Below are 23409 nucleotides of genomic sequence, written 5' to 3'. Positions count from 1 at the left end.
ATGAAAAAACAAAAACTCCCCTCACTATTGGGTGGATCAATGATTATCGCAGGAACAGCTATTGGGGCAGGGATGCTTGCCAATCCAACTTCTATGTCAGGAATATGGTTTGTAGGATCGGTTGTCATGCTACTCTTCACATGGTTCTATACGGTAGTAGCGGGGCTTATGATCTTGGAAGCCAATCTTCACTTCCCTGAAGGAGCTAATTTCAATACAATGGTCTCTCATCTCTTAGGAAAAGGTTGGAATATAGCCAATGGACTTGCAGTAACTTTCACTCTCTATATACTCACGTATGCATATATTACCTCTGGAGGCGGAATTACTGAAAACTTTTTACATTGGGTAGCACCACAACTTGATATCAACCATAAGGAAAGTTCCCTTCTTTTCTGCTTTGCATTAGCTTTATTTGTTAGTATTTCCACCAAAGCTGTAAGCCGATTGAGTACGATTCTCATCACAGGTATGATCATCGCTTTCTTTCTCACGACAACGGGCTTGCTAAGCTCGTCAAAGAGAGCGGTAAGTTTTTGGATGATTATCATACCTGCACTTTTAGCACGTTCCAGCAGAAAGAAGTTCCCAAATAGCAATTATAAAATATTCGGTGGTAATTGGATGATTTATGTAGTAATACTTTTTGGTTTCCTTAATATATTTTGCTATATAGCTTCTCAGATGAATTGGATACCTACTTTCAAAGGAGAATAATATAAATTATAAATTCAATCACACAATCGCTAAAAACATTTTCTTACAGTAAGAAGTGGTATGCAAAATATTTTTCAATACATTTTATTGTCAGACGCATTGAAATTTTTATAAATAAAAAATTTTACTATCAGAAACTATTAAAATGTTTTTTATCACACCATCATAACTTTATGACAGTGATTTATAAAAATAAAAAACAAAATAATAAATAAGAATAATAGATATGAAAAAAATATTTTTAAAATTGACAAAATACTTTATTTATAGTATTTTAGTTGTCATCATTAGTAAATTCATTTTCCATATACCTATATTTTATAATATAAATATGGATAATTTTAAAGAGATAGTACGATTAGAAAGAACAGATGTTATTGCATTAATTGTATTCTTTGCTTTGCTTTTGCTATGTGAAAAGAAAAAAAAGGATACCTATAAGTTTTATACGCTGTTTTATATTTGTTTTCATCTTTTATCCGCTATATTATTTGTAATATACCAATGTATAGAATTTTACATAGGAAGAGATGAACATTTTGAATACCATTTTTGGGATGAATTATTCTCACACAGAGAAGAAATAATTCAATTATTTTTTAACAGATTCTTTGACGCTGGCATCATTTCTGTTTATATAGTTTCCTCTTTTTTTATCTTAAAAAAATATGCAACTCATAAAATATAATTTTGAAGACTAATCCTTTATTAAAAAATATCATTATGAAATCACTCTTATTATCACTAAAAAAATATGCAATTTATAGCTTGTTATTCTTGCTATTTATTGAATGTATGATGCTTGTTTCTTGTTTAGGATTTAAAAACAAACAAGAAGTATTTATTCAATTTATAATTTATCAATTCAATTATCTTTATTTAGGGCTCATATTTTTTATATTACTCATTCTTTTTAGAAAAATAAAGAAAGATACTTATTCATTTTACATTCTATTCTACAGTTGTCTTATTTTTATAACTACCATCGTTGATATTATTTGTCATTATGGAGATAAAATTCTCAATGATGAAACTATATCTATTTACTCAAACGAAGAGGTCACAAAAGCAACCTATATTATGGAATTGCTTTATTTTAGACTTTCTCTTACTAGTTATTTTTGTATCATTATTGTCTCTTCCTATATAATACTAAAAAAATATATAAACGATAAGCAAAAATAATGAGATATGAAAAAAGAAGCTCTTTTCCTTAATAAATTAAAGATATCCTTTATTTTAAGCGTTCTATTCTTTATTATCTCAATGATACCTTTTGCTCTTGCGAACAAAGAAGAAGTAATAGACTCTTATAAGATGGAACCTTTTTTGAATCTTATTATTCCTTTTTTTGCAAGTTTTACTTTTCTTATTACCTTAGTTTTATCAAAAGAGTATAAAAAGAAGGGAATTAGTTTCTATGTTATATTTTATCTGAAATGGCTTTTGGGTACTTTTATTTCATATATCCTTTCAGAACTTATTCTATTGAGAATCTCAATAACAAATTCACCCTCACTTAAGGAAATGATCATTTTTCATAAATGCTCTAAGGAATATGTTATTTCTATTTTTAGTTGCATTTTTAATCTCACCAACATAATGATAGGAATAATATGTACCCTTCCCCTACTCTATGTATATAGAAGAATAATAATAGAAAAAACTATACACACTAATAAAAACAATTCATTTTAAATAACTCATAAACTATGGGAATATGTGAACATTTTTACTTATTATCTCCTACTGTGTTGCTTTACTTAATAAGCCTATTGATTACTTTTTTGTTTGTCAAAAAGAATAAGTTTTTATACTTTTGCCTTATCAATTGGTTACTCTGTACGATAAGCTACATTTTCTTTTTCGGGGAAATATACGTGAATATTCGAATGTCTCCTTCTGATTATAGCGATCGTATGTTTGACATCTCAGAAGGATTTCCGCCAATAATGATGGAACCTCTTCATCATTTGTTATTCTTAATAGCTATATTTCTGATTATTAGAAAAATATTTATTAAAAAGAAAAAATAATTTTAAAAACAATCTTTCTGGGACGATTTTTAATATAGAAAAAGCTATTCCTTTTTAAATTACTACATAAGATATGAAAAAATATTCATTAGTTAGGCTTGACCTTTTCCGTGTAAAAAATGCAGAGTTCAAGCAATTTCTCACTCGCCTCTTTGAAGATTTTCAAGGTTCTGGGCTTTCCTTGGACACCGATGAGGTTCTCAAAAATCTTTTCAAATCTCTTAAAAGCAAATCCGACACTTATGCTAAGGCACTCGAACAGGTAAGAGCTAAAGAAGAATCCAAAAAGATAAGCGAACTGAACAAGGTACGCAACGCTGATTTCCAAGCACTCAAAGATAGTATCAGACCTTATAAAAATGCTAAAACGGAAAACCAACAAAAAGCCTACCACGCACTGAAGCTCGTTTTTGACAACTACAAAGGAGTCGTTCAAGATAGTTATGAAGGCAGAACCAGCCGCCTACATACACTTATCAGTCAATTACGCTCCAATGAATACAGTGATGATGTAGATACCTTATATATAGTTGGCTTTGTAAACGAACTGGAGAAATCCAATACAGCTTTCAATGAGATTTTCAACAAGCGTTCCCTACAATCTCTACAAAAAGAGACTCTCAGCGTAAAAGAAATTCGCAAAGAACTTACAGATATTTATCAAAATACTGCCAATTACATATTAGCTGTTACCAATGTAAAAGAGGATCCCTTCTATACCAAAACCTTAGAAGTACTCAATAATAGCCGCAAATACTATTCGGATATGTTGGCTCGCAGATAAGCAAAGTATTCAATAACTTTCCTTGATAATCATACAAACAAAATGTCCCAACAAAAAACTAAAAACAACGATACAGATATATTGAAAAAACTCTTTGGACATACCAAGCCTTACAAATGGATGTTTGGCTTGGTGTCATTTTTGGCAATATTTATCTCTGGAGCAAGTTCTCTAAGAGCTTATATATCCAAAGAAATTATTAATAATTATATTGTTCCCAAGGATTATGACGGCTTATTATATGCTAGTTTGCTCCTGATAGGAATTCTATTATCGGAAATCATCTCTCAGATTTCCTTTGCTTACTATTCAGGATGGATAGGTCAAGCGGTCATTTATGACATCCGAAAAAAGTTATTTTCGCTCATGCTTCGCTTCAATATGAAATACCACAACCAATCTTCAGTTGGGGTACTTATTACGCGTGCTGTAAATGATTTAGAGCGTATTGGAGAGATTTTTAGTGCAGGACTCTTTGAGATTATCTCAGATATACTCAAAATGCTTCTCATTATGTCATTGATGCTACTAACCGATTGGAAATTATCGCTACTTACCTTCCTGACTTTACCAATTATTATTTACGCTACACATCTCTTCCAAAAAGCAAGCAAAGCAGCCTTTACAGACATTCGTAGGGAGGTAGCCAACTTAAATTCTTTTGTTCAGGAGCGCATCAGTGGTATCAAGGTAGTACAACTATTCAATCGTGAAGAGCAGGAGTATAAGGCTTTCCAAGAAATCAACGAAAAACATAAAAAAGCGTGGCTTCGCAACATCCTCCAGAACTCTATTTATTTCCCTATCGCTGAAGTATTGAGCTCTTTAGCGATCGCTTTGGTCATCTGGTATGGAGGCTTACAAGTTGTCAAGCATGAAATGGCGAGTTTAGGGGTAATTTTCATGTTTGTTCAATTAGTACAGGAACTCTATCGTCCATTACGCCATATTGCGGACAAATTTACTGTATTACAAATGGGAATGGTCGCTTCCGGACGTGTTTTTGATATTATGGAAGAAGACAACGAAAACATAGAAGATTTTAGTAGGGGTATTTGCCGAGACATAGAAGGAAACATTCGTTTCGATAAGGTTACCTTTGGTTATAAGAAAGATGAAGAAATACTTCATGGTATTAGCTTCTCAGCAACTCAAGGAGAAACTATTGCCATCGTAGGGGCTACTGGAGCAGGTAAATCCACAGTCATACAACTTCTCTCACGTTTTTACAAAGCTAATTCGGGAAAAATACTCATTGATGGAATTGATTGCAACGATTATAATTTAGAGAACTATCGCAAACAGATAGGTGTTGTTCTTCAAGATGTATTTCTTTTTGCAGATAGCATCTTCTATAATATTACTTTGGGAGATGAGCATATTACTTTAGAGCAAGTAAAGGAAGCTGCCAGAGAGATTGGTATCCATGATTTTATAGAACAGCTCCCCAATGGCTACCTCTTTGATGTGAAAGAACGAGGTGCCGTTCTATCTGTTGGACAGCGCCAATTAATTTCTTTCCTTCGCGCATACGTACACAAACCTAAAATCCTTATCTTAGATGAGGCAACTGCTTCAGTGGATTCACATTCTGAAAAACTCTTGCAGCAAGCCACAGAGAAAATTACTCAAGGACGAACTTCTATTGTAATCGCCCACCGCCTTTCCACTATACGTAAAGCTGACAAAATTATTGTAATGGACAAAGGAAACATTGTAGAAGAAGGCACTCATGAACAACTCCTTAAAATCTCTAACGGATACTATAAGAACTTGTATGACATGCAGTTTGCTACTGAATAGTGCCTTAAGAAATATGAATAAAAATAAATTATAGAAAAAACTTTCTTTTTAGGAGGTACTATTGATTTTTTCCGTAATTTTGCCTCCAAAAAACACTAATTAATAAAGATTATGACAGACATCAAAAAAATAGCTGTTCTTACCTCAGGAGGAGATGCACCAGGAATGAATGCTGCTATACGTTCTGTAGTACGTACATGCGCTTACTACCAAGTAGAAGTATTAGGAGTATATCGAGGTTATCAAGGAATGATTGAAAATGATTTTACTCCTTTGGATGCCCGTAGTGTACGTAACCTCATCAATCGTGGGGGTACTTTCCTTAAGTCAGCGCGGTCAAAGGATTTTCAAACTTCTGAAGGACGCAGAAAGGCTCACGAAAATCTTATTGCAGCAGGAGTAGATGCTCTTGTAGTTATTGGAGGAGATGGCTCCTTTACAGGGGCTTTGCGTTTCAATCAAGAATTTGGTTTTCCTGTCATGGGGATACCCGGTACTATTGATAATGACATTTATGGAACTACCTGTACACTTGGCTATGATACGGCACTCAATACTGTAGTGGAAGCCATTGACAAAATTCGTGATACAGCAAGTTCTCATAACCGAATGTTCTTCATTGAAGTAATGGGACGTGATGCAGGTTTCATTGCCCTAAACTCAGGTATTGGAGGAGGAGCAGAGAAAATTCTTATCCCTGAACAACATAATACCTTAGAAGAATTGGTTAATGAAATAGATATCAATCGTAACAAAGGAAAAATGTCCAATATTATTGTAGTCGCTGAAGGAGATACTACAGGAAAAAATGTATTTGAACTTAAAAAATATGTAGAGGAACGAAATCCCGACTATGATATCCGTGTAACTGTACTGGGACATATCCAGCGCGGAGGAGCACCTTCTTGTTTTGATCGTGTACTAGCAAGTCGTATGGGAGTAAAAGCAGTAGAATCTCTCTTGGAAGGAAAATCAAACTATATGGTGGGGATCAATAATGATAAAATAGACCTCACCCCCTTGGAAAAGGCTATCAAAGGAGGAGATAGCAAGCTCGATCCTGACCTTATCCGTATTGCGGAGATTATGAGTGTATAGCCTTGAAAGTTTTGAGTGAAAATATCAAGAGAAAGATCTTTTATTAAATTATTTTTGTAACTTTGCCAAAAATATCATTAATATGAAAATAGTTGTTATTGGTACGGGGTACGTCGGTTTAGTATCAGGTACTTGTTTTGCTGAAATGGGAAATAAAGTTACCTGTGTAGATGTCAATAAAGAAAAAATAGAAAACCTTAAAAAAGGGATTATTCCTATCTATGAACCAGGTTTGGAGACCATGGTACTTAGCAATGTAGCCAATAAGAATTTGTTCTTTACTACAGAAATAAGTGAAGCTATCAAAGATGCAGAGATAGCCTTTATAGCAGTAGGCACTCCTATGGGAGATGATGGTTCTGCTGACTTACAATATGTACTTTCTGTAGCACAATCCATTGGAGAGACTATGGAGGGAAAGCTCATCATTGTAGACAAATCTACGGTTCCTGTAGGTACTGCTGATAAGGTTCGTACTACCGTGCAAAGAGCCTTAGATAAGCGAGGTGTTTCTTATGAATTCCATGTAGTATCCAACCCAGAGTTTCTCAAAGAAGGAAAAGCCATTCAGGACTTTATGAAACCTGACCGAGTAGTAGTGGGGGTTGATAATGACTATGCTTTAAGCCAAATGAAGGCACTCTATGCCCCTTTCTTTATGCAGCATGATGGTTTTATTCCTATGGATATTCGTTCAGCTGAAATGACCAAATATGCTGCTAATTCCATGTTGGCTACTAAAATATCGTTTATGAATGAAATTGCCAATATCTGTGAGCGTGTAGAAGCCGATGTAAATAAAGTACGTATAGGGATAGGATCTGATAGTCGTATTGGCTACAGTTTTATCTATCCTGGTTGTGGATACGGAGGGTCTTGTTTTCCAAAGGATGTGTTAGCCCTTAAAAAATTAGCTGAAGAAGTCAATTACAAAGCTGAGCTTATAGAATCTGTAGACAATGTTAATAATCGGCAAAAATATGTGATTGCTCAAAAGGTAGTAAAAAAATATGGAGAAGATCTCTCTGGAAGAACCTTTGCTGTATGGGGATTATCCTTCAAACCAGAAACAGATGATATGCGAGAAGCTCCTGCTATCTATATCATCAAGGAATTAGTAAAACGAGGCGCTAAGATACAAGCATACGACCCTAAGGCAGTACATGAAGCCAAAGTGTGCTATCTAAAAGGTGTAGCTGTAACATACGTAGACAGCAAGTATGATGCCCTCAAAGGATCTGATGCCCTTTTACTCCTTACTGAATGGAAAGAATTCCGTGTACCTGACTTTGAGGAAATTGGTAAATTATTAAAAGAGAAAGTAATCTTTGATGGACGTAATCAATACAATGCTTTTGATTTATCCAACAAAGGATTTGAATATATACAAATAGGCGTTTAAGTTTAGGTAACAGATATGAAAATATTAGTAACTGGAGGGGCAGGCTTTGTAGGTTCCAACCTTTGTGAAGCCTTAGCTAAAGACTCTAAAAATCAAGTATATTCATTAGATAACTACTTCACTGGAAGTCGAGAGAATCATGTAGAAGGGGTCGCTTATATAGAAGGGAGTACCGAACATATCTTTGAACTGATTGACTTTACCCCTGACCTTGTCTATCACTTAGGAGAATACTCACGAGTAGAACAAAGTTTTGATGATATTGACAAGGTATTGTTATTTAACAAAATAGGAACACTAAAAGTATTAGAATTCTGCCGCAAACACCATTGCAAACTCGTATATGCAGGCAGTAGTACTAAGTTTGGGGATGGAGGTATAGGTAAAGATCAAAGTCCTTATGCTTGGAGTAAATCATCCAACACAGAGTTAGTGAAAAATTATGGTAATTGGTATGGTTTAGAGTATGCTATTGTTTATTTTTACAATGTTTATGGTAAGCGTGAGATCCATACTGGTAAGTATGCCACTCTTATAGCACTCTTTACTGAGAAGATGAAAAAAGGAGAACCTCTCACTGTAGTAAGCCCTGGCACACAACAACGCAACTTTACTCATATTGAGGATATAGTATCTGGATTACTTATCGTAGGAGAAAAAGGTAATGGTGATGGTTTTGGTATAGGAAGCCCCGAAACTTATACTGTCTTAGAGATAGCTAAATTATTTGGGGGAGAGATCCGAATGCTTCCTGAGCGTAAGGGAAATCGCATGACAGCTGAGGTGGTTACTCAAAAGACAGAAGCACTGGGTTGGAAAGCCAAAAGACATATTAAAGAGTTTATAGAAGAATTGAGAAATAATAACTGGTAATGAAAGAATATGATTATTTAGTTGTAGGAGCTGGGCTTTTTGGTTCCGTATTTGCTTGTGAAATGACTAAGAAAGGAAAAAAGTGCTTAGTTATAGATAAAAGGGAGCATTTAGGGGGAAATATATATTGCAGAGAGATAGAAGGAATACAAGTTCACCAATATGGCCCTCATATTTTCCATACTAATGATAAAGATATTTGGAATTATGTAAATCAGTTTGCAGAGTTTAATCATTTTATATATAGCCCTGTAGCAAACTATAAAGGTAAATTGTATAACCTACCTTTCAATATGAATACCTTTTATCAATTATGGGGGGTTACTACACCCAATGAAGCACAACAAATCATAGAAAAACAGATTAAAGAAAGTGGTATAACCTCCGTTCAAAACTTAGAGGAGCAAGCACTGTCATTGGTGGGACGTGATGTGTATGAAACTCTTATCAAGGGATATACAGAAAAACAATGGGGACGTCCTGCGACAGAGTTACCGGCCTTTATTATCAAGCGACTTCCTATCAGATATATTTTTGATAATAATTACTTTAATGATCGTTACCAAGGAATTCCTATAGGAGGTTATAATATCATTATAGAAAATATGCTTAAGGGTATTGAAACAAGAACAGGAGTTGATTATCTTGAAAATAAGAACCATTATGATAGTTTGGCTCATACTGTAGTATATACAGGTAAGATAGATGAATATTTTGAATATTGTTTTGGGGAATTAGAATACCGCTCCTTACGATTTGAGACAGATGTTTTAGAGATGGAAAACTTCCAAGGATGTGCAGGAATGAATTATACAGATGCTGAGACTCCTTATACTCGTATAGTAGAACATAAGCACTTTGAGTTTGGAAAACAGAAACATACCGTTATCACCAAAGAATACTCACAGACTTGGAATAAAGAAAAAGAGGCTTATTACCCTGTAAACAATACAGCTAATCAAGAATTATATAATAAGTATAAAGAAAAGGCTTCTACTCTAACCAATGTCATCTTTGGAGGGCGATTGGCTGAATATAGATATTATGACATGCATCAGGTAATAGCTTCAGCCTTACAAAGAGTTAAAACTATAAATAGCTGATAGGATGATATTTGACAAACTAAAGCAACATAAAAAGATTATTGAAAATTTCTCTTATTTATCTGTTTTGCAAATACTCTCATTAATTACTCCTTTAATTACTTATCCTTATTTAGTAAGAACTTTAGGAGAGATAATGTATGGAACCGTTGTATTCGCTCAGGCTGTAGTAGCCTATTTCAATATCTTAGTTGTTTTTGGTTTTAATTTCACAGCAGCAAGAGATATTAGCTTGCATAGAGATAACCCTAAGAAATTATGTGAAATTGTTAGTGCAGTAACTATTATCAAGACATTATTTCTAATAATTTCATTATTATTAATATCATGTTATATGTTTTATACTTCCAAAATGGATTATAGCTTATACTATTTGTCCTTTTGGATATGTCTCAATGAAATTCTATTTCCTACTTGGTTTTTTCAAGGAATAGAAGAAATGAAATATATTACTTTTATCAATTTTGGAATACGTGTTTTGTTTATAGGAATGATTTTTGTATTTATAAAATCACCTAATGACTATTTATTTTTCCCTTTACTGAATGGAATAGGGTCTCTTTTGGCGGGAATTATTAGTTTCTCTTTATTATATGGAAGATACAAATTACAATTAATAAAAGTTCCTTTAAAAACACTTATTGAATATATAAAATCATCTTATCATTTATTTATATCTAATGTTTCTATTCAGATATATGTAAATGCCAATAAGATTATTATTGGTCACTTTTTAGGTATGCGAGAGGTTACTTATTATGACTTAGCTGAGAAAATAACTAATATGGGGAAAGTTCCTCAAAGCATGATTAATCAGGTTTTATATCCTAAGATATCCTTAGAAAAAAATAAAGCCTTTTTAAAGAAAGTTCTCAAAGGTACAATTCTTATGAATGTTGTTTTGTACTTAATAGTTTTCCTATTTTCTCATCAAATAGTAACTTTTTTTGGAGGAAATGAAACTGTTTTAAGAATTTTATTCTTAACAGTACCTATTATAGGAATAAGTAATGTATTAATGATATTAACCTTATTACCTTTTGGGTATAATAAAGCATTTACAAGGATTGTCTTTTTATCAGCCTTTTTTTATTTATTAATTGTTTCAATGCTCTATGGATTTGATTCTATATCTCTATATACACTTACTGCTACCAATGTAGTAGTAGAATCATTAGTTTCTATAATAGCATATATCTATGTTAGAAGAAGAAAAATAATAATATATTTATGAACGATAAATTACTTACTATAACTGTTCCTGTATACAATACAGAAGAATACTTACCTAAATGTCTAAATTCATTAACCATTGATGAATATATGGAGATATTAGAGGTCTTAATAGTCATTGATGGGAGTCCTGATAACTCTATATCTATAGCTCAGGAATATGCTCAGAGATACCCTAATACATTTATTGTAATTAATAAAGAGAATGGTGGACATAGTTCTGCTATAAATAAGGGATTAGAACTCGCTACAGGAAAATATTTTAAACTTTTAGACTCTGATGATTGGTTTAATAAAGATTCTTTCAAAGTTTTTTTGGAAAGATTATCAAACTTAGATGTAGATTTAATACTAACAAATTACACAAAAGAATTTATTTTTGAAAACAGAACAGAATCTTATAAGCTCCATTCTTTACCTTCTAACAAATTATATGATATTAAAACTATAGATAGATCTTTCCTTTCTGATAGGAGTCTCTTAGAGATGCATCGTACTACATTTAAAACATCTTTCTTTAAAAGTTTAGAAATTAAACTACCTGAAAGGGCTTTTTATACAGATACTATATTAGCTATTATTCCTATGTTATTAGTAAAAAGCATATATTATTGTGATGTTAACTTGTATTGCTATTTTATAGGAAGAGAAGGACAAAGTGTTTCTATAGAGAATTATATTAAGAATAGAGAACAATTAAAGAGAGTATTAGAGTATACTTATGACAAAATCATAACATATGAAAAAAATACCGAATCTATTCAGTTATATTGTATTTTATCTAAACTAAAAGATTTATTTAATCTATATTATATTATATTAAGTAATTTAAGCTACCTAAAAGCAAAATCAGAGTTGGATAAATGGAATTTATTTGTAAAAAACACTAAATATTATCGCTTTTTCAACAATAAAAATACTATTACTTTATATAATTTATTTCCTTTTTTCATTTTTTGGAATGCGATATTTTTCTATAGAACAATAAAGAAAGTTATTAAACATTAGAAATGCAAAAAACTGAAAATTATAAAGCTATTAGGCTCATTTTTTTTATAAATATCCTTTATGTAACAATAAGCTATATATATGTTCTTACCACACAGGAGTATAATGGTGATTTTTTAAATGTACCTACTAGACTTAACACAACTATTCTAAGCATTATATTTATACTTTGTCTTATCCCTTATTGGATTCAGTGGAAAATCTATAAATATTTTAAGAACAAAAGGAATATTCTAAAAAAAGTCTACATAAACACAAAACTAATAGAGCCTTTTGTTATTATAATACTACTGTCTCATATTTTTATTATTATTGTATTTGGGGTAAACAGAGTAGGAGCTCCACCTTATCAGGCTTCCCCATTTATAAAGTTGTTTATACAAATACTTTTACGGTTTGATATAGTATTATGGGGAGGTTTTTTAATATTGTTTCTTCCCAAAGAAAAATTGAAAACTTCCTTATTAATAGCTTTCCTAATGGCACTAATAGGGATGTTAAAAGGTTCCTTTGGTGTTATAAATACTATTGCTTTATTGTTTATTATAAAGTATTATAGTATTATTATCTCTTTTATAAAGAAAAGAATTCCTATAGCTATTATTATGGCTTTTCTATTTCCTGCTCTTGTAGAATTTGCCTATACACAAAGAGACCTTATAAGAAATGTACAATATGAGGAAGAAAAATTAGACCCCGGAAGGTTAATAACAGGGAAATTAGTGGGTAGATTATCAAGTTTCTCTAATGCTGCTTTTCTAATAGATGATGCACCCAAATATATATTATTAGCTCAATATTTTGATCCTGATTTTTATCAAAAATCTATGTTAATTGCTATAAATACAGCTTATGCAAAAGATGATAGATATACACCTGAAAGACACTTAAAACCTAATACTCCTATTGGTACTTCTTTCATGTTAGGAACTACAGGCATCCTTATTTTTTCCTTATATAAATCTCCTTTAGTTCTTGTAAATAATATGATAACTATATTCATTATATCTTTGTTAATATATTTAATATTTCGAAGAGTAAATTTTGATTATAATACAGAACTTTCTTATCTCTTATTGCTTTATCCTACCTTAAGTGGAGTATCAAGTGAATATTTCTTTGTTTTAATAACAGTTATTATGTTTTTTATAACATTACTTTTTTTTAATACTTTAAATAAACTCTATACAAGATGAAAGTAAAATATATAGATACTGTTTGTACCAATACACAACATATTATTTTTAATGCTTCCTTATTAGCTATGTTAGGTAATTTCTATTCAAATATCATTTTTTATGGTGAAAAGAATAATATGAATGAAGTACTTGATGTGTTAGCCCAAAATCATACTAACTCTTCCTCTTTAAGAACAAAAAAACTCCCTCTTCCTATAGCTTCTTCTGGTATTCGTTCTTTTTTTGTATTTATATTTAGTTTTTTTTATAATTTATATTTTATCACCTTTGCTAGTAAAAAAGAGCTTTTAGTATTTAACTATAATAATCTAATGGCTGTAAGAAGTATGAATTTTATAAATAAACTATTTAATAGAAATATACTTATTTTCTGTCATGGAGAAATGGAGTTCTTAATTTCAGATATAAAACAATATGGGCTATTGAATAGTTTGTTGTGGAAATTTGCTCATCATTTTTTCTTAAATAAAAACATCCAAGTACATCCCAAAATAAAGTTTGTTGTAATGGGGGATGCAATATTACAACATATGAGAGAAACAGTCCCTAATAATATTGGAAAAGCATTTATCTCTGTAGACCACTCCTATTTTTTTAATAATACTCATTATTCATATACCCCAAACAAACAATTAAAAGTAGGTACTGTAGGTGTATTTTCTAAAATAAAAGGGGGAGATGATTTTTGTAAATTATATCACTTAGTAGATAAATCCAAAGTAAGATTCTCTATTACTGGAAGAATTTTCTATGACATGAATATCATTAATAGTATGGATATAGACCTCCCTAATAACAAGGGAATTAATGCTATTGATAGAGAAGAATTAGAAAAGCGAACACAAGAATTAGATATTATCTTATTCTTTTATCCTAAGAATTCTTACAAACTTATAGCCAGTGGTGCTATTATGGACGCTATAAGCATGAAAAAACCTATTATTGCTATCAGAAATAGTTATTTTAGTTATATCTTTGAAAAATTTGGAACTTTTGGTTTTTTAGTAGATTCTGTAGAAGAAATGGCAAAAATCATAGAAACTCTAAAAAAAGAAGATTTAGTTTTTGATTTTGATACTATCCAGAAAAAAATGAATATTTCTTCTATTTCTGAACAACTTAAAGAACAACTTATAAAAATGAATTTACTTTAGCTATTATGGAAAAACATTATAAAGTATCTATTATTATCCCTATTTATAAAGTGGAGTCTTTTATAGAACGTTGCACTATGGCTCTACTAAACCAAGATTTTGATTCTATTGAGTATATTTTTATAAATGATGCTACTCCTGATAATAGTTTCAAAATATTAAAGACCATAATCGAAAAAAGTCCTCGCAAAGAAGATGTTAGATTATTAGAAAATGAACAGAATATAGGACTTGCAAAAACTCGACTTAGGGGTATGCTTGAAGCTCAAGGAGATTTTGTACTTAATACTGATTCGGATGATTGGGTAGAACCCAATATAGTAAGTACTCTTTTTGAAAAAATTAATGAAGAAAATACAGATGTTGCTGTTTCTGATTATTTTATTACTTTTTCTAATAAAGAATACTACACAAAAGAAATATTCAAGAAAGATATAGATTATAATATAAAAAGTATATTGCTTGGGAGAATACGTCCCAGTATGTGTCGTACCCTTATTCGTAGGGAGTTTTATCTAAAACATCAACTTCTTCCAAGAGAAATAAATATGGGGGAAGATTATGATTATTTATTACGTTTATTTCTACTTACTGCTAAAATATCTTATGTACCAAAAGCTCTTTTTCATTATGTGCAATATAACTCACAGTCTATTACTAAACAGATGAATGATTCTCATATGAAAGATGCCATAAAGGCCTTACAAATATTCGAAGATATACTAAAATCAAGCAATAAAAAATACACTAATGAGTTTAGAACAATGGTTATATTTTGGAAAAAAATGTTTGTTCTAGATAGTTCTTATACAAAATATTTCTATACTATATATCCTGAAACAAATAAATTTAAATATATTTTTAATGATAATGGATATGGTATATTCCAAAAAATAACATTAAGCTTTATGTTATTACGAATGCCCTTTATCACAAGATTTATTTACAAATCTTACAGATGGTTTAAAAAAAATTATAAATAATTTAAAATCTATTCTCATGGAACAAAATTTAGTGTCTATTATTACCCCAATGTATAATGCAGAAAAATATGTAGGGCTAACCATTGATTCAGTGATATCTCAAACATATAAGAATTGGGAAATGATTATTGTAAATGATGGCTCAAAAGATAATTGTGCTGAGATTGTAAAAGAATATACTCAAAAGGACAAACGAATAAAACTAATCAATCAACCCAATGCTGGATCAGCTGCCGCAAGAAATAATGCTCTTAGGAACACTGTCGGGCAGTATATTTGTTTTCTTGATACAGATGATTTGTGGGATAATAATTTCTTAGAAAAGCAAATTGACTTTTTAAAAGAGAAAAATGCAGCCTTAGTATTCTCTTCTTATAGACGAATAGACGAAAAGGGAGAAAAGAAACTAAATCCTTTTATTGTGCCAAGATCTGTAATTTACACTGATTTATTAAAGACATGTTCTATCTCTTGTCTCACGGCTTTATATGATAAAACACAAGTAGGAGAACAGTATTTTAAAGAAGAACTTAAAAGTTTAAGAGATGATTTTGTATTTTGGCTACAAGCACTCAAGAAAATAAAAATAGCTTATGGAAATACAGATATTTTAGCATCCTATCGTGTTTTTGCGAGCAGTACTACAGGAAATAAAAAGAAGGTAATTAAACCTCAGTTCATGGTTTATTACAAAGTTGAAAAATTAGGTTTAATAAAAAGTTTATACTATTTAAGCTGCTGGGCTATAAATGGTTTCTTAAAATATAGAAAATAATATGGATTTAATTATAGGTGCCGGTGTATCTGGTATTTCGTATGCTACATTTACCAATAATCATTATTGCATAGTAGAAGCTACCAATGAGATTGGTGGATATTGTAAAACTGTAAAAAGAGGAGAGTTTGTTTGGGACTATTCAGGTCATTTTTTCCATTTTAGGGATGAAAAATTAAAGGAATTGATATGTAAGTACATAGATCCTAAAACACTTAAAAAGGTAAAGAAAAATACAAAAATTCTATATAAAGGTAAATATATTGATTTTCCTTTTCAAAAAAACATACATCAACTTGAAAAAGAGGAATTTATAGATTGTTTATATGACTTATTTAAAGCAGACGAATATGGGGATATAAAATCTTTCAAAGACATGGTATATGCCAAATTAGGCAGAAGTATTGCTGAAAAATTTCTCATTCCATACAATGAAAAACTTTATGCTTGTGATCTAAATAGTTTAGATGCTGATGCCATGGGTAGGTTCTTCCCTAAAGCTAATAAAGAAGAAATTATTTTAAATTTCAAAGAACAAGCAAATACATCTTATAATGAGTACTTTGTATATCCTACAGGAGGAGCTATTGAATATATTAATTCACTTTATAAGAATGTTGATGATACTAAAGTTTCTTTGAATGAAAAAGTGGTAAAGATAGATACTTATAACAAAATTGCTTACACAAACAAACGAGAAATAAAGTATGATAACCTAATTTCTACTATACCTTTCCCTTTATTATTAGAACTTTGTGATATTTCTTATACTAAGGAATATTTTACTTGGAACAAAGTATTAGTCTTCAATTTAGGTTTCAATAAAAAAGGAACTGATACAAAAAGTAGTTGGGTGTACATTCCTAATAAAGATGTTTGTTTCTATCGTATGGGGTACTATGATAATATCTTAGGAACTCCAAAGATGTCTCTGTATATAGAAATGGGATTTCCAAACGACTTTATCATAGAAAATGAACAAAAATATTTGCTAAAAGTTCTTGATGATTTAAAAAAAATAGGTGTAGTAAAAGATGAAGAACTTATAGATTATCACTCTGTTGTTATGGATCCTGCCTATGTTCATATTAATCAAAAAGGAATACAAAGTGTAGAAAAATATAAAAAACAGCTGGCCCAAGATAATATCTATTCTATTGGACGCTATGGAAGTTGGACTTATTGTTCGATTGAAGATAATATTATAGAAGCAAAAGATTTAGCTAAAAAATTATTAATATCATAAATAATTCGTACCTTTGCCTCAAAATCTATCCTTATGCAACTCACACAAAAGCTAAGATATCTCTTCATAAGTGATTTGGAAAAATACTCTCCTATCTTAGAGGAAGATTTGAAAAATCTACTTACAAGCACTTCTATTCCTTATTTCAAAGGAAAAGAAGGGACTGATGTGGTGGCTTTTTGCTTTGAATACGACCATAAAGAACTAACTATTTTCTTCTATGCTTTAGGGAAAGGGAGCAAAATGATTTCAGATATTCTATTTCTCCCTACTCAAAGAATAGAAAAGCATTTTCCCTCGGATAAGTTTGTCATAGAGGAAGAGGATTTGGAAGACCTATTGTACGAAACAGAGCTAGAGGAAAACGAAATTGAAGACCTACTTATTGAATACCAACAAGAGAAACAGTCTATCTTTACCAACTGGTTTATAGCCCGTTGGAAAAATGTTACCGAACAACTTAATGTTACTATTGATGCCTACTTTTCTAAGCTCAACTCCTTTTATAAAACAGACTTGAATAGTTTAGAACCTATTAACATTGAGGAAATAGAAGAAAAATATAACAATATAGTATAATAAAACACAAATTCATATTAATCTTATGAGAAGATTTAATTTTATGTATGCTGTCACTATGGGGTTACTTACCTTAGGCAGCAACTTATTTGTAAATGCTCAAACAAAAGTGCATTTTTCTGAAAAAAGGTTGAAAACTGACACCTCAAAAGCAGGTTATGACGGACCTTACATCTTCTATACGGAGACGGAAGCAGTCGTAAAACAAATTCTTGAAAAAGACAATAAAGCCTATGTTAAAGTAGAGACTTTCAAAAACTCTATTGCCGGGAGAAAACTTAAATGTTATGTAGATGATAAAGATCATTTTACTTTTAAGGTACAAGAATTATTGCAGAATCAACCCTCTGTATACCCTATGCCTGAAAAACTCATTGCCATCTCCGATATAGAAGGACGCTTCCATGAGTTCAAACAATTCCTTATAAACAATAAAGTAATGGATAAGAATTACAAATGGACTTTTGGTAAGGGGCACTTGGTGACTGTAGGAGATTTCTTTGATCGTGGTTTGTTAGTCAGTCAGACACTCTGGCTTATCTACTCCTTGGAAGAACAAGCTGAAAAGGTTGGGGGTAAAGTGCATTTCGTTTTAGGAAATCATGACCTTATGAATATGAAAAATGATTTTCGTTATACTCGTAAGAAATACCTTGAAGATGCCAAGCTCATGGGAGAAGAGTACTATAATTTATATAAACCCAATACAGAGTTAGGACGATGGTTAGCTACTAAAAATATCTTAGAAAAAATAGGAGACTATATCTTTATTCATGCAGGTATTTCAAAAGAAGTGAGTGATCTCAACCTCGGGGTAGAGGGAATTAATAAGTTTGCCAGAGGCTATTATTTCAGTAATGTAGAGGAAAAAGCAGGAGTTGATCCTATGCGTGCTATTGTTTATATGCGTGGAAAAAGCCCAATGTGGTATCGTGGTTACGGGAAGGAAAGTATAGATAAAAATGAGTTTGCTGCCATCGCTAAGAATATGGGAGCTAAAAAGTTTGTTATTGGTCACACACTTCATGAATCAGTAACTTACCTCATGGATAAGCAAGTGATTGATCTTGATGTACTTCATGCCCAAGGGACTACCCAAGGATTACTTATCGAAAATGGACAAGAATATATGGTAGATATTAATGGACAAAAATCTGCAATAAAAGAACGTGCTAAGGAAGTTGATGATGATTAACCATTTATAAATTATAACTAACAATTATGAAAATCAATTTGGGATACTTTCTTTGTTATTCTAAATTGATTTTTTAATTATCTCTATTATGAACAAAAATGCAAAAATCTATGTAGCAGGACACCGAGGCTTGGTGGGATCTGCTATTTGGAAAAACCTTAAAAACAAGGGGTATACGCACCTTATAGGTCGTACTCATACTGAATTAGACCTACGTAACACAGAAGCAGTCAATGCTTTCTTTGATAAGGAAAAGCCTGAATATGTGTTCTTAGCAGCTGCTAAAGTAGGAGGTATCATGGCTAATAATACTTATCGTGCCGATTTTATCTACGAGAACTTAATGATTCAGAATAATGTAATTCATGCCGCTTATGAGAATGAGGTGAAAAAACTTCTTTTCTTAGGTAGCACATGCATTTACCCTAAAGAGGCTCCCCAGCCTATGTCTGAAAACTGCTTACTCACCTCTCCACTGGAATATACCAATGAGCCTTATGCTATTGCCAAAATTGCGGGTATCAAGATGTGTGAAAGTTATAACCTACAATATGGTACCAATTTTATTTCAGTGATGCCTACTAATCTCTACGGACCTAATGATAATTTTGATTTGGAACGTTCTCATGTACTCCCCGCTATGATTCGCAAAATTCATTTAGCTAAAGCTCTTTTGGAGGACGATTGGCAGGCTATCAAAAAAGATCTTAACAAACGTCCTATTGAAGGATATATCACCGGAGAAAGCAAGAAAGAAGATATCATTGATATTCTTTCCAAATATGGAATACTAAGAGATAAGGTGATACTTTGGGGTACAGGTACACCACTTAGAGAATTTCTATGGAGTGAGGATATGGCAGATGCTTGTGTCTTTATCATGGAACACATCAACTTCAAGGATACTTATGCAGCCGATAGCAAAGAGGTACGCAACACACATATCAATATAGGTACTGGATCCGATCTAAGTGTTAAAGCACTTTCTGATCTCATTCGTGAAACAATCGGTTACAAAGGTGTGATAGCTTTTGATAATTCCAAACCCGATGGTACCATGAAGAAACTCACTGACCCTACTAAACTAAACAACTTGGGGTGGAAACATACTATTTCCTTAGAAAAGGGCGTTAAGATGATGTATGAACATTACCTGAAATGAAATTCCAATTAATATCCGATTTTAAGCCTATGGGCGACCAGCCCGGTGCAATTGCTTCTTTGGTCAGTGGCATCAATGATCAAGAGAAATATCAAACACTCTTAGGGGTTACTGGCTCTGGGAAAACCTTTACCATCGCCAATGTAGTGGAGCAAGTACAGGTGCCTACCTTGGTCTTGGCACATAATAAGACCCTTGCCGCTCAGCTCTATAATGAGTTTAAGGCTTTCTTCCCTAACAATGCAGTAGAATACTTCGTCTCTTATTATGATTACTATCAGCCAGAAGCATATATACCCGTTACGGGAGTGTATATAGAAAAAGACTTGTCCATCAATGAGGATATTGAGCGTATGCGCCTGAGTACCACCTCTGCCCTACTCTCAGGGCGAAGGGATGTGCTGGTAGTAGCCTCCGTGTCCTGCCTGTATGGCATTGGGAATCCCTTGGAGTTCCAGAAGAATGTTATCTCTATAGGGGAGGGACAGACTCTTACACGTACCAAGTTTATGCACCAACTCGTACAGAGCCTCTATGCACGTACTACAGCCGACTTCCTACATGGTAATTTCAGGGTAAAGGGCGATGTGATTGATGTCTTTCCCGGTTATAGCGAAACACCTCTTAGGGTGCATTTCTTCGGCAATGAAATCGAACTAATAGAGACCTTTGACCGTGAGACGAATAAGACCATAGAACGGTTGGAGAAAATCAACATCTATCCAGCCAATATGTTTGTAACTTCTCCCGATGTGTTACAAGCAGCTATCAAGGATATTCAGGACGATTTGGTCAAGCAAATTGAGTTTTTCCAATCGGCAGGGAAAACCTTAGAAGCAAAGCGGCTGGAGGAACGTACTAATTTTGATCTGGAGATGATACGTGAATTAGGTTATTGCTCTGGCATAGAGAATTATTCCCGCTACTTGGACAGGCGCCCTCCTGGAAGTCGCCCGTTCTGCTTAATAGACTATTTTCCAAAGGATTTTCTTATGGTCATTGATGAGAGCCACGCCACCATACCACAAGTACGTGCGATGTATGGAGGCGATAGGAGTAGAAAAGAAAACCTTGTAGAATATGGATTCCGACTTCCCGCGGCCATGGACAACCGTCCACTCAAGTTTGAGGAGTTCGAAGCCTTGCAAAATCAGGTAATCTATGTGAGTGCAACCCCCACAGATTATGAATTACAGAAGAGCGGAGGGATATATGTGGAACAAGTCATTCGTCCTACTGGCTTGTTAGACCCTAAGATAGAGGTACGCCCCAGCAAAAACCAGATAGACGATCTTTTGGAAGAGATACAGAAGTGTGTAGAGGAAGATCAGCGCGTATTAGTCACCACCCTAACCAAACGCATGGCCGAGGAGCTGACTAAGTACCTAACCAAGATGGAGGTACGTTGCCGCTATGTGCATAGTGATGTGGATACGCTGGAGCGTATTGAGATTATGCAAGACCTTAGAAAAGGGCTTTTTGACGTACTTATAGGAGTGAACCTGCTCAGGGAAGGATTAGACCTCCCAGAAGTATCCTTGGTAGCTATCTTGGATGCTGATAAGGAAGGCTTCTTGCGTTCGGCTCGTTCGATGACCCAGACCGTAGGACGTGCTGCACGTAATATTAATGGGCGTGCCATTATGTATGCCGACAAAATCACCGATAGTATGCGTGTGACCATTGAGGAAACCGCCTACCGAAGGGAAAAACAAATGAACTATAACCTTACCCACGGCATCACCCCCCAACCACTCCATAAAAGGATTGAAAACGCACTCAGCAAAAGCCCTATTACGGAATTTCACTACGAGAATACACCAAAAAAGAAAGAAACTACCTCTACCAAGCCAATGAGTCGTGAGGAACTCGAAAAGGAAATACAGCAAACTCGCAAGCTGATGGAAGCAGCTTCCAAAGAATTGGACTTCATTCAAGCGGCGCACTATCGAGACCTACTCAAGGAACTTCAGGAAAAGCTTCAAGCAAGCTCCTTATAGGCATTGTGTATCAAAAGATAATCAGCAAGCACCAAGGCAGACATCGCCTCTACGATGGGTACCGCACGAGGTACTACACAGGGGTCATGTCTGCCTTTTCCTTGGAACTGCACCACCTCCCCTGCCCTATTGATCGTCTCTTGCTCCTGCATAAGCGTTGCCACCGGCTTGAAGGCTACACGGAAATAGATATCCATTCCATTGGAAATGCCCCCTTGTATGCCCCCTGAGTAGTTGGTACGAGTCGTGCCATCAGGTAGGAATATATCGTTGTTTTGGCTTCCTCTTTTTCTAGTAGAAGCGAATCCCCCTCCGTAGTCAAAACCTTTTACGGCATTGATAGAAAGCATGGCCTTACCCAACTCACCATGTAAGCGGTCAAAAACGGGTTCGCCCAATCCTACAGGCACGCCTTGTATTACACAAGAAACAATACCTCCAACTGTATCTCCGTCCTTGCGTACCTCCCTGATATAAGCCTCCATTTGCGCTGCTAATACAGGGTCTGGACAGCGTACAGGATTCTTTTCTATTTGAGAAAAATCAAGCTGACTATAATCCTCTTCAGGTAATGATAGCTCCCCTACGGCTGATACATAGGCTGTAATTTTTATGCCTTTCAGGAACTGCTTGGCGATAGCTCCTGCCACTACGCGAACGGCTGTTTCCCGTGCAGAACTACGTCCGCCTCCACGATGGTCGCGCAAGCCGTATTTCTGTTCATACACATAATCCGCGTGAGAGGGACGATATAAGTCCTTCAAATGATCATAGTCTTGGGAATGTTGTTGGGTATTGGCTATGATAAACCCAATAGGTACCCCTGTGGTCTTTCCCTCAAAGATACCCGAAAGAAACTGTACCTTATCAGCTTCCTTACGTTGGGTTACGATAGCCGACTGCCCAGGCCGACGCCTATCAAGCTCTCTCTGTATTTGCTCAAAGTCCAATGCGATTCCCGTAGGGCAACCATCAATCACTCCTCCTATAGCGGATCCGTGTGATTCACCAAAGGTAGTGAGTCTAAACAAATGTCCAAATGTATTTCCTGCCATAGTC

General features: G+C 33.5%; 21 protein-coding genes. 20 read left to right on the top strand and 1 reads right to left on the bottom strand.

Annotated features, from left to right (window positions below; translation table 11 throughout):
• From HMPREF9071_RS05680 to uvrB, 20 genes are all read left to right on the top strand, one after another.
• Complete coding sequence (locus HMPREF9071_RS05680; protein ID WP_009745639.1) at positions 1 to 717, top strand: aromatic amino acid transport family protein; 717 nt, start codon at positions 1 to 3, stop codon at positions 715 to 717.
• Positions 718 to 943: 226 nt separating this feature from the next.
• On the top strand, positions 944 to 1405 hold the full coding sequence (locus HMPREF9071_RS05675) for a hypothetical protein (protein WP_009745638.1): 462 nt from the start codon (positions 944 to 946) through the stop codon (positions 1403 to 1405).
• 503 nt (positions 1406 to 1908) lie between these two features.
• Positions 1909 to 2415, top strand: coding sequence for a hypothetical protein (locus HMPREF9071_RS05665; protein WP_009745636.1), 507 nt, complete (start codon positions 1909 to 1911; stop codon positions 2413 to 2415).
• A 411-nt stretch (positions 2416 to 2826) separates the two neighbouring features.
• Positions 2827 to 3537 (top strand): DUF6261 family protein, encoded by a 711-nt coding sequence (locus tag HMPREF9071_RS05655; protein ID WP_009745634.1) that lies wholly within the window; start codon positions 2827 to 2829, stop codon positions 3535 to 3537.
• A gap of 42 nt (positions 3538 to 3579) precedes the next feature.
• Complete coding sequence (locus HMPREF9071_RS05650; protein WP_009745633.1) at positions 3580 to 5340, top strand: ABC transporter ATP-binding protein; 1761 nt, start codon at positions 3580 to 3582, stop codon at positions 5338 to 5340.
• A gap of 111 nt (positions 5341 to 5451) precedes the next feature.
• Positions 5452 to 6438 carry a 6-phosphofructokinase gene (pfkA, locus tag HMPREF9071_RS05645; RefSeq protein ID WP_009745632.1) on the top strand — a complete coding sequence of 329 codons (987 nt, stop codon included), beginning with the start codon at positions 5452 to 5454 and terminating at the stop codon, positions 6436 to 6438.
• Between the two features lie 82 nt (positions 6439 to 6520).
• Positions 6521 to 7840 carry a UDP-glucose/GDP-mannose dehydrogenase family protein gene (locus tag HMPREF9071_RS05640; protein ID WP_009745631.1) on the top strand — a complete coding sequence of 440 codons (1320 nt, stop codon included), beginning with the start codon at positions 6521 to 6523 and terminating at the stop codon, positions 7838 to 7840.
• A gap of 15 nt (positions 7841 to 7855) precedes the next feature.
• Positions 7856 to 8713 (top strand): NAD-dependent epimerase/dehydratase family protein, encoded by an 858-nt coding sequence (locus HMPREF9071_RS05635; protein WP_009745630.1) that lies wholly within the window; start codon positions 7856 to 7858, stop codon positions 8711 to 8713.
• Positions 8713 to 9816 carry a UDP-galactopyranose mutase gene (gene glf, locus HMPREF9071_RS05630; protein ID WP_009745629.1) on the top strand — a complete coding sequence of 368 codons (1104 nt, stop codon included), beginning with the start codon at positions 8713 to 8715 and terminating at the stop codon, positions 9814 to 9816. Before HMPREF9071_RS05635 ends, glf begins: the two co-directional genes overlap by 1 nt.
• Before the next feature lie 4 nt (positions 9817 to 9820).
• Positions 9821 to 11050 carry an oligosaccharide flippase family protein gene (locus HMPREF9071_RS05625; RefSeq protein ID WP_009745628.1) on the top strand — a complete coding sequence of 410 codons (1230 nt, stop codon included), beginning with the start codon at positions 9821 to 9823 and terminating at the stop codon, positions 11048 to 11050.
• Positions 11047 to 12057, top strand: a complete 1011-nt coding sequence (locus HMPREF9071_RS05620; RefSeq protein WP_009745627.1) for a glycosyltransferase family 2 protein — start codon at positions 11047 to 11049, stop codon at positions 12055 to 12057. The genes HMPREF9071_RS05625 and HMPREF9071_RS05620 overlap by 4 nt, the downstream gene beginning before the upstream one ends.
• Positions 12058 to 12059: 2 nt before the next feature.
• Complete coding sequence (gene wzy, locus HMPREF9071_RS05615; RefSeq protein WP_009745626.1) at positions 12060 to 13253, top strand: oligosaccharide repeat unit polymerase; 1194 nt, start codon at positions 12060 to 12062, stop codon at positions 13251 to 13253.
• The gene (locus HMPREF9071_RS05610) at positions 13250 to 14410 is read left to right on the top strand and encodes a glycosyltransferase family 1 protein (RefSeq protein WP_009745625.1); all 1161 of its coding nucleotides are present in this window, start codon (positions 13250 to 13252) and stop codon (positions 14408 to 14410) included. The genes wzy and HMPREF9071_RS05610 overlap by 4 nt, the downstream gene beginning before the upstream one ends.
• Before the next feature lie 5 nt (positions 14411 to 14415).
• Positions 14416 to 15393, top strand: coding sequence for a glycosyltransferase family 2 protein (locus HMPREF9071_RS05605; RefSeq protein WP_009745624.1), 978 nt, complete (start codon positions 14416 to 14418; stop codon positions 15391 to 15393).
• A gap of 16 nt (positions 15394 to 15409) precedes the next feature.
• Positions 15410 to 16168, top strand: a complete 759-nt coding sequence (locus tag HMPREF9071_RS05600) for a glycosyltransferase family 2 protein (protein ID WP_009745623.1) — start codon at positions 15410 to 15412, stop codon at positions 16166 to 16168.
• Between the two features lies 1 nt (position 16169).
• Complete coding sequence (locus HMPREF9071_RS05595) at positions 16170 to 17414, top strand: NAD(P)/FAD-dependent oxidoreductase (RefSeq protein WP_009745622.1); 1245 nt, start codon at positions 16170 to 16172, stop codon at positions 17412 to 17414.
• A gap of 33 nt (positions 17415 to 17447) precedes the next feature.
• Complete coding sequence (locus HMPREF9071_RS05590; RefSeq protein ID WP_009745621.1) at positions 17448 to 17993, top strand: hypothetical protein; 546 nt, start codon at positions 17448 to 17450, stop codon at positions 17991 to 17993.
• A gap of 25 nt (positions 17994 to 18018) precedes the next feature.
• The gene (locus HMPREF9071_RS05585; RefSeq protein WP_009745620.1) at positions 18019 to 19188 is read left to right on the top strand and encodes a metallophosphoesterase; all 1170 of its coding nucleotides are present in this window, start codon (positions 18019 to 18021) and stop codon (positions 19186 to 19188) included.
• An 88-nt stretch (positions 19189 to 19276) separates the two neighbouring features.
• Complete coding sequence (locus HMPREF9071_RS05580; RefSeq protein WP_009745619.1) at positions 19277 to 20350, top strand: GDP-L-fucose synthase; 1074 nt, start codon at positions 19277 to 19279, stop codon at positions 20348 to 20350.
• Positions 20347 to 22350 carry an excinuclease ABC subunit UvrB gene (gene uvrB, locus HMPREF9071_RS05575; RefSeq protein ID WP_009745618.1) on the top strand — a complete coding sequence of 668 codons (2004 nt, stop codon included), beginning with the start codon at positions 20347 to 20349 and terminating at the stop codon, positions 22348 to 22350. Before HMPREF9071_RS05580 ends, uvrB begins: the two co-directional genes overlap by 4 nt.
• Here the strand turns inward: uvrB and aroC are convergent.
• Positions 22332 to 23405 carry a chorismate synthase gene (aroC, locus tag HMPREF9071_RS05570; RefSeq protein WP_009745617.1) on the bottom strand — a complete coding sequence of 358 codons (1074 nt, stop codon included), beginning with the start codon at positions 23403 to 23405 and terminating at the stop codon, positions 22332 to 22334. The two genes, uvrB and aroC, sit on opposite strands and share 19 nt — an antisense overlap.
• Between the last annotated feature and the right edge of the window lie 4 nt (positions 23406 to 23409).

It is taken from the genome of Capnocytophaga sp. oral taxon 338 str. F0234, from assembly GCF_000192225.1.
Classification (GTDB): Bacteria; Bacteroidota; Bacteroidia; order Flavobacteriales; family Flavobacteriaceae; genus Capnocytophaga.
Note: the sequence above shows the minus strand (reverse complement) of the source record. Positions and strands in the feature narration are given on the sequence as shown.

Excerpts from the sequence above, each read along its gene's own strand:
- HMPREF9071_RS05625 (WP_009745628.1), top strand. The coding sequence starts at position 9,821 with ATGATATTTGACAAACTAAAGCAACATAAAAAGATTATTGAAAATTTC.
- aroC (WP_009745617.1), bottom strand. The coding sequence starts at position 23,405 with ATGGCAGGAAATACATTTGGACATTTGTTTAGACTCACTACCTTTGGT.
- HMPREF9071_RS05675 (WP_009745638.1), top strand. The coding sequence starts at position 944 with ATGAAAAAAATATTTTTAAAATTGACAAAATACTTTATTTATAGTATT.
- wzy (WP_009745626.1), top strand. The coding sequence starts at position 12,060 with ATGCAAAAAACTGAAAATTATAAAGCTATTAGGCTCATTTTTTTTATA.
- HMPREF9071_RS05590 (WP_009745621.1), top strand. The coding sequence starts at position 17,448 with ATGCAACTCACACAAAAGCTAAGATATCTCTTCATAAGTGATTTGGAA.
- HMPREF9071_RS05665 (WP_009745636.1), top strand. The coding sequence starts at position 1,909 with ATGAAAAAAGAAGCTCTTTTCCTTAATAAATTAAAGATATCCTTTATT.
- HMPREF9071_RS05595 (WP_009745622.1), top strand. The coding sequence starts at position 16,170 with ATGGATTTAATTATAGGTGCCGGTGTATCTGGTATTTCGTATGCTACA.
- HMPREF9071_RS05580 (WP_009745619.1), top strand. The coding sequence starts at position 19,277 with ATGAACAAAAATGCAAAAATCTATGTAGCAGGACACCGAGGCTTGGTG.
- HMPREF9071_RS05605 (WP_009745624.1), top strand. The coding sequence starts at position 14,416 with ATGGAAAAACATTATAAAGTATCTATTATTATCCCTATTTATAAAGTG.
- HMPREF9071_RS05610 (WP_009745625.1), top strand. The coding sequence starts at position 13,250 with ATGAAAGTAAAATATATAGATACTGTTTGTACCAATACACAACATATT.
- HMPREF9071_RS05655 (WP_009745634.1), top strand. The coding sequence starts at position 2,827 with ATGAAAAAATATTCATTAGTTAGGCTTGACCTTTTCCGTGTAAAAAAT.
- HMPREF9071_RS05640 (WP_009745631.1), top strand. The coding sequence starts at position 6,521 with ATGAAAATAGTTGTTATTGGTACGGGGTACGTCGGTTTAGTATCAGGT.
- glf (WP_009745629.1), top strand. The coding sequence starts at position 8,713 with ATGAAAGAATATGATTATTTAGTTGTAGGAGCTGGGCTTTTTGGTTCC.
- HMPREF9071_RS05620 (WP_009745627.1), top strand. The coding sequence starts at position 11,047 with ATGAACGATAAATTACTTACTATAACTGTTCCTGTATACAATACAGAA.
- HMPREF9071_RS05635 (WP_009745630.1), top strand. The coding sequence starts at position 7,856 with ATGAAAATATTAGTAACTGGAGGGGCAGGCTTTGTAGGTTCCAACCTT.
- HMPREF9071_RS05650 (WP_009745633.1), top strand. The coding sequence starts at position 3,580 with ATGTCCCAACAAAAAACTAAAAACAACGATACAGATATATTGAAAAAA.
- HMPREF9071_RS05585 (WP_009745620.1), top strand. The coding sequence starts at position 18,019 with ATGAGAAGATTTAATTTTATGTATGCTGTCACTATGGGGTTACTTACC.
- HMPREF9071_RS05680 (WP_009745639.1), top strand. The coding sequence starts at position 1 with ATGAAAAAACAAAAACTCCCCTCACTATTGGGTGGATCAATGATTATC.
- uvrB (WP_009745618.1), top strand. The coding sequence starts at position 20,347 with ATGAAATTCCAATTAATATCCGATTTTAAGCCTATGGGCGACCAGCCC.
- HMPREF9071_RS05600 (WP_009745623.1), top strand. The coding sequence starts at position 15,410 with ATGGAACAAAATTTAGTGTCTATTATTACCCCAATGTATAATGCAGAA.
- pfkA (WP_009745632.1), top strand. The coding sequence starts at position 5,452 with ATGACAGACATCAAAAAAATAGCTGTTCTTACCTCAGGAGGAGATGCA.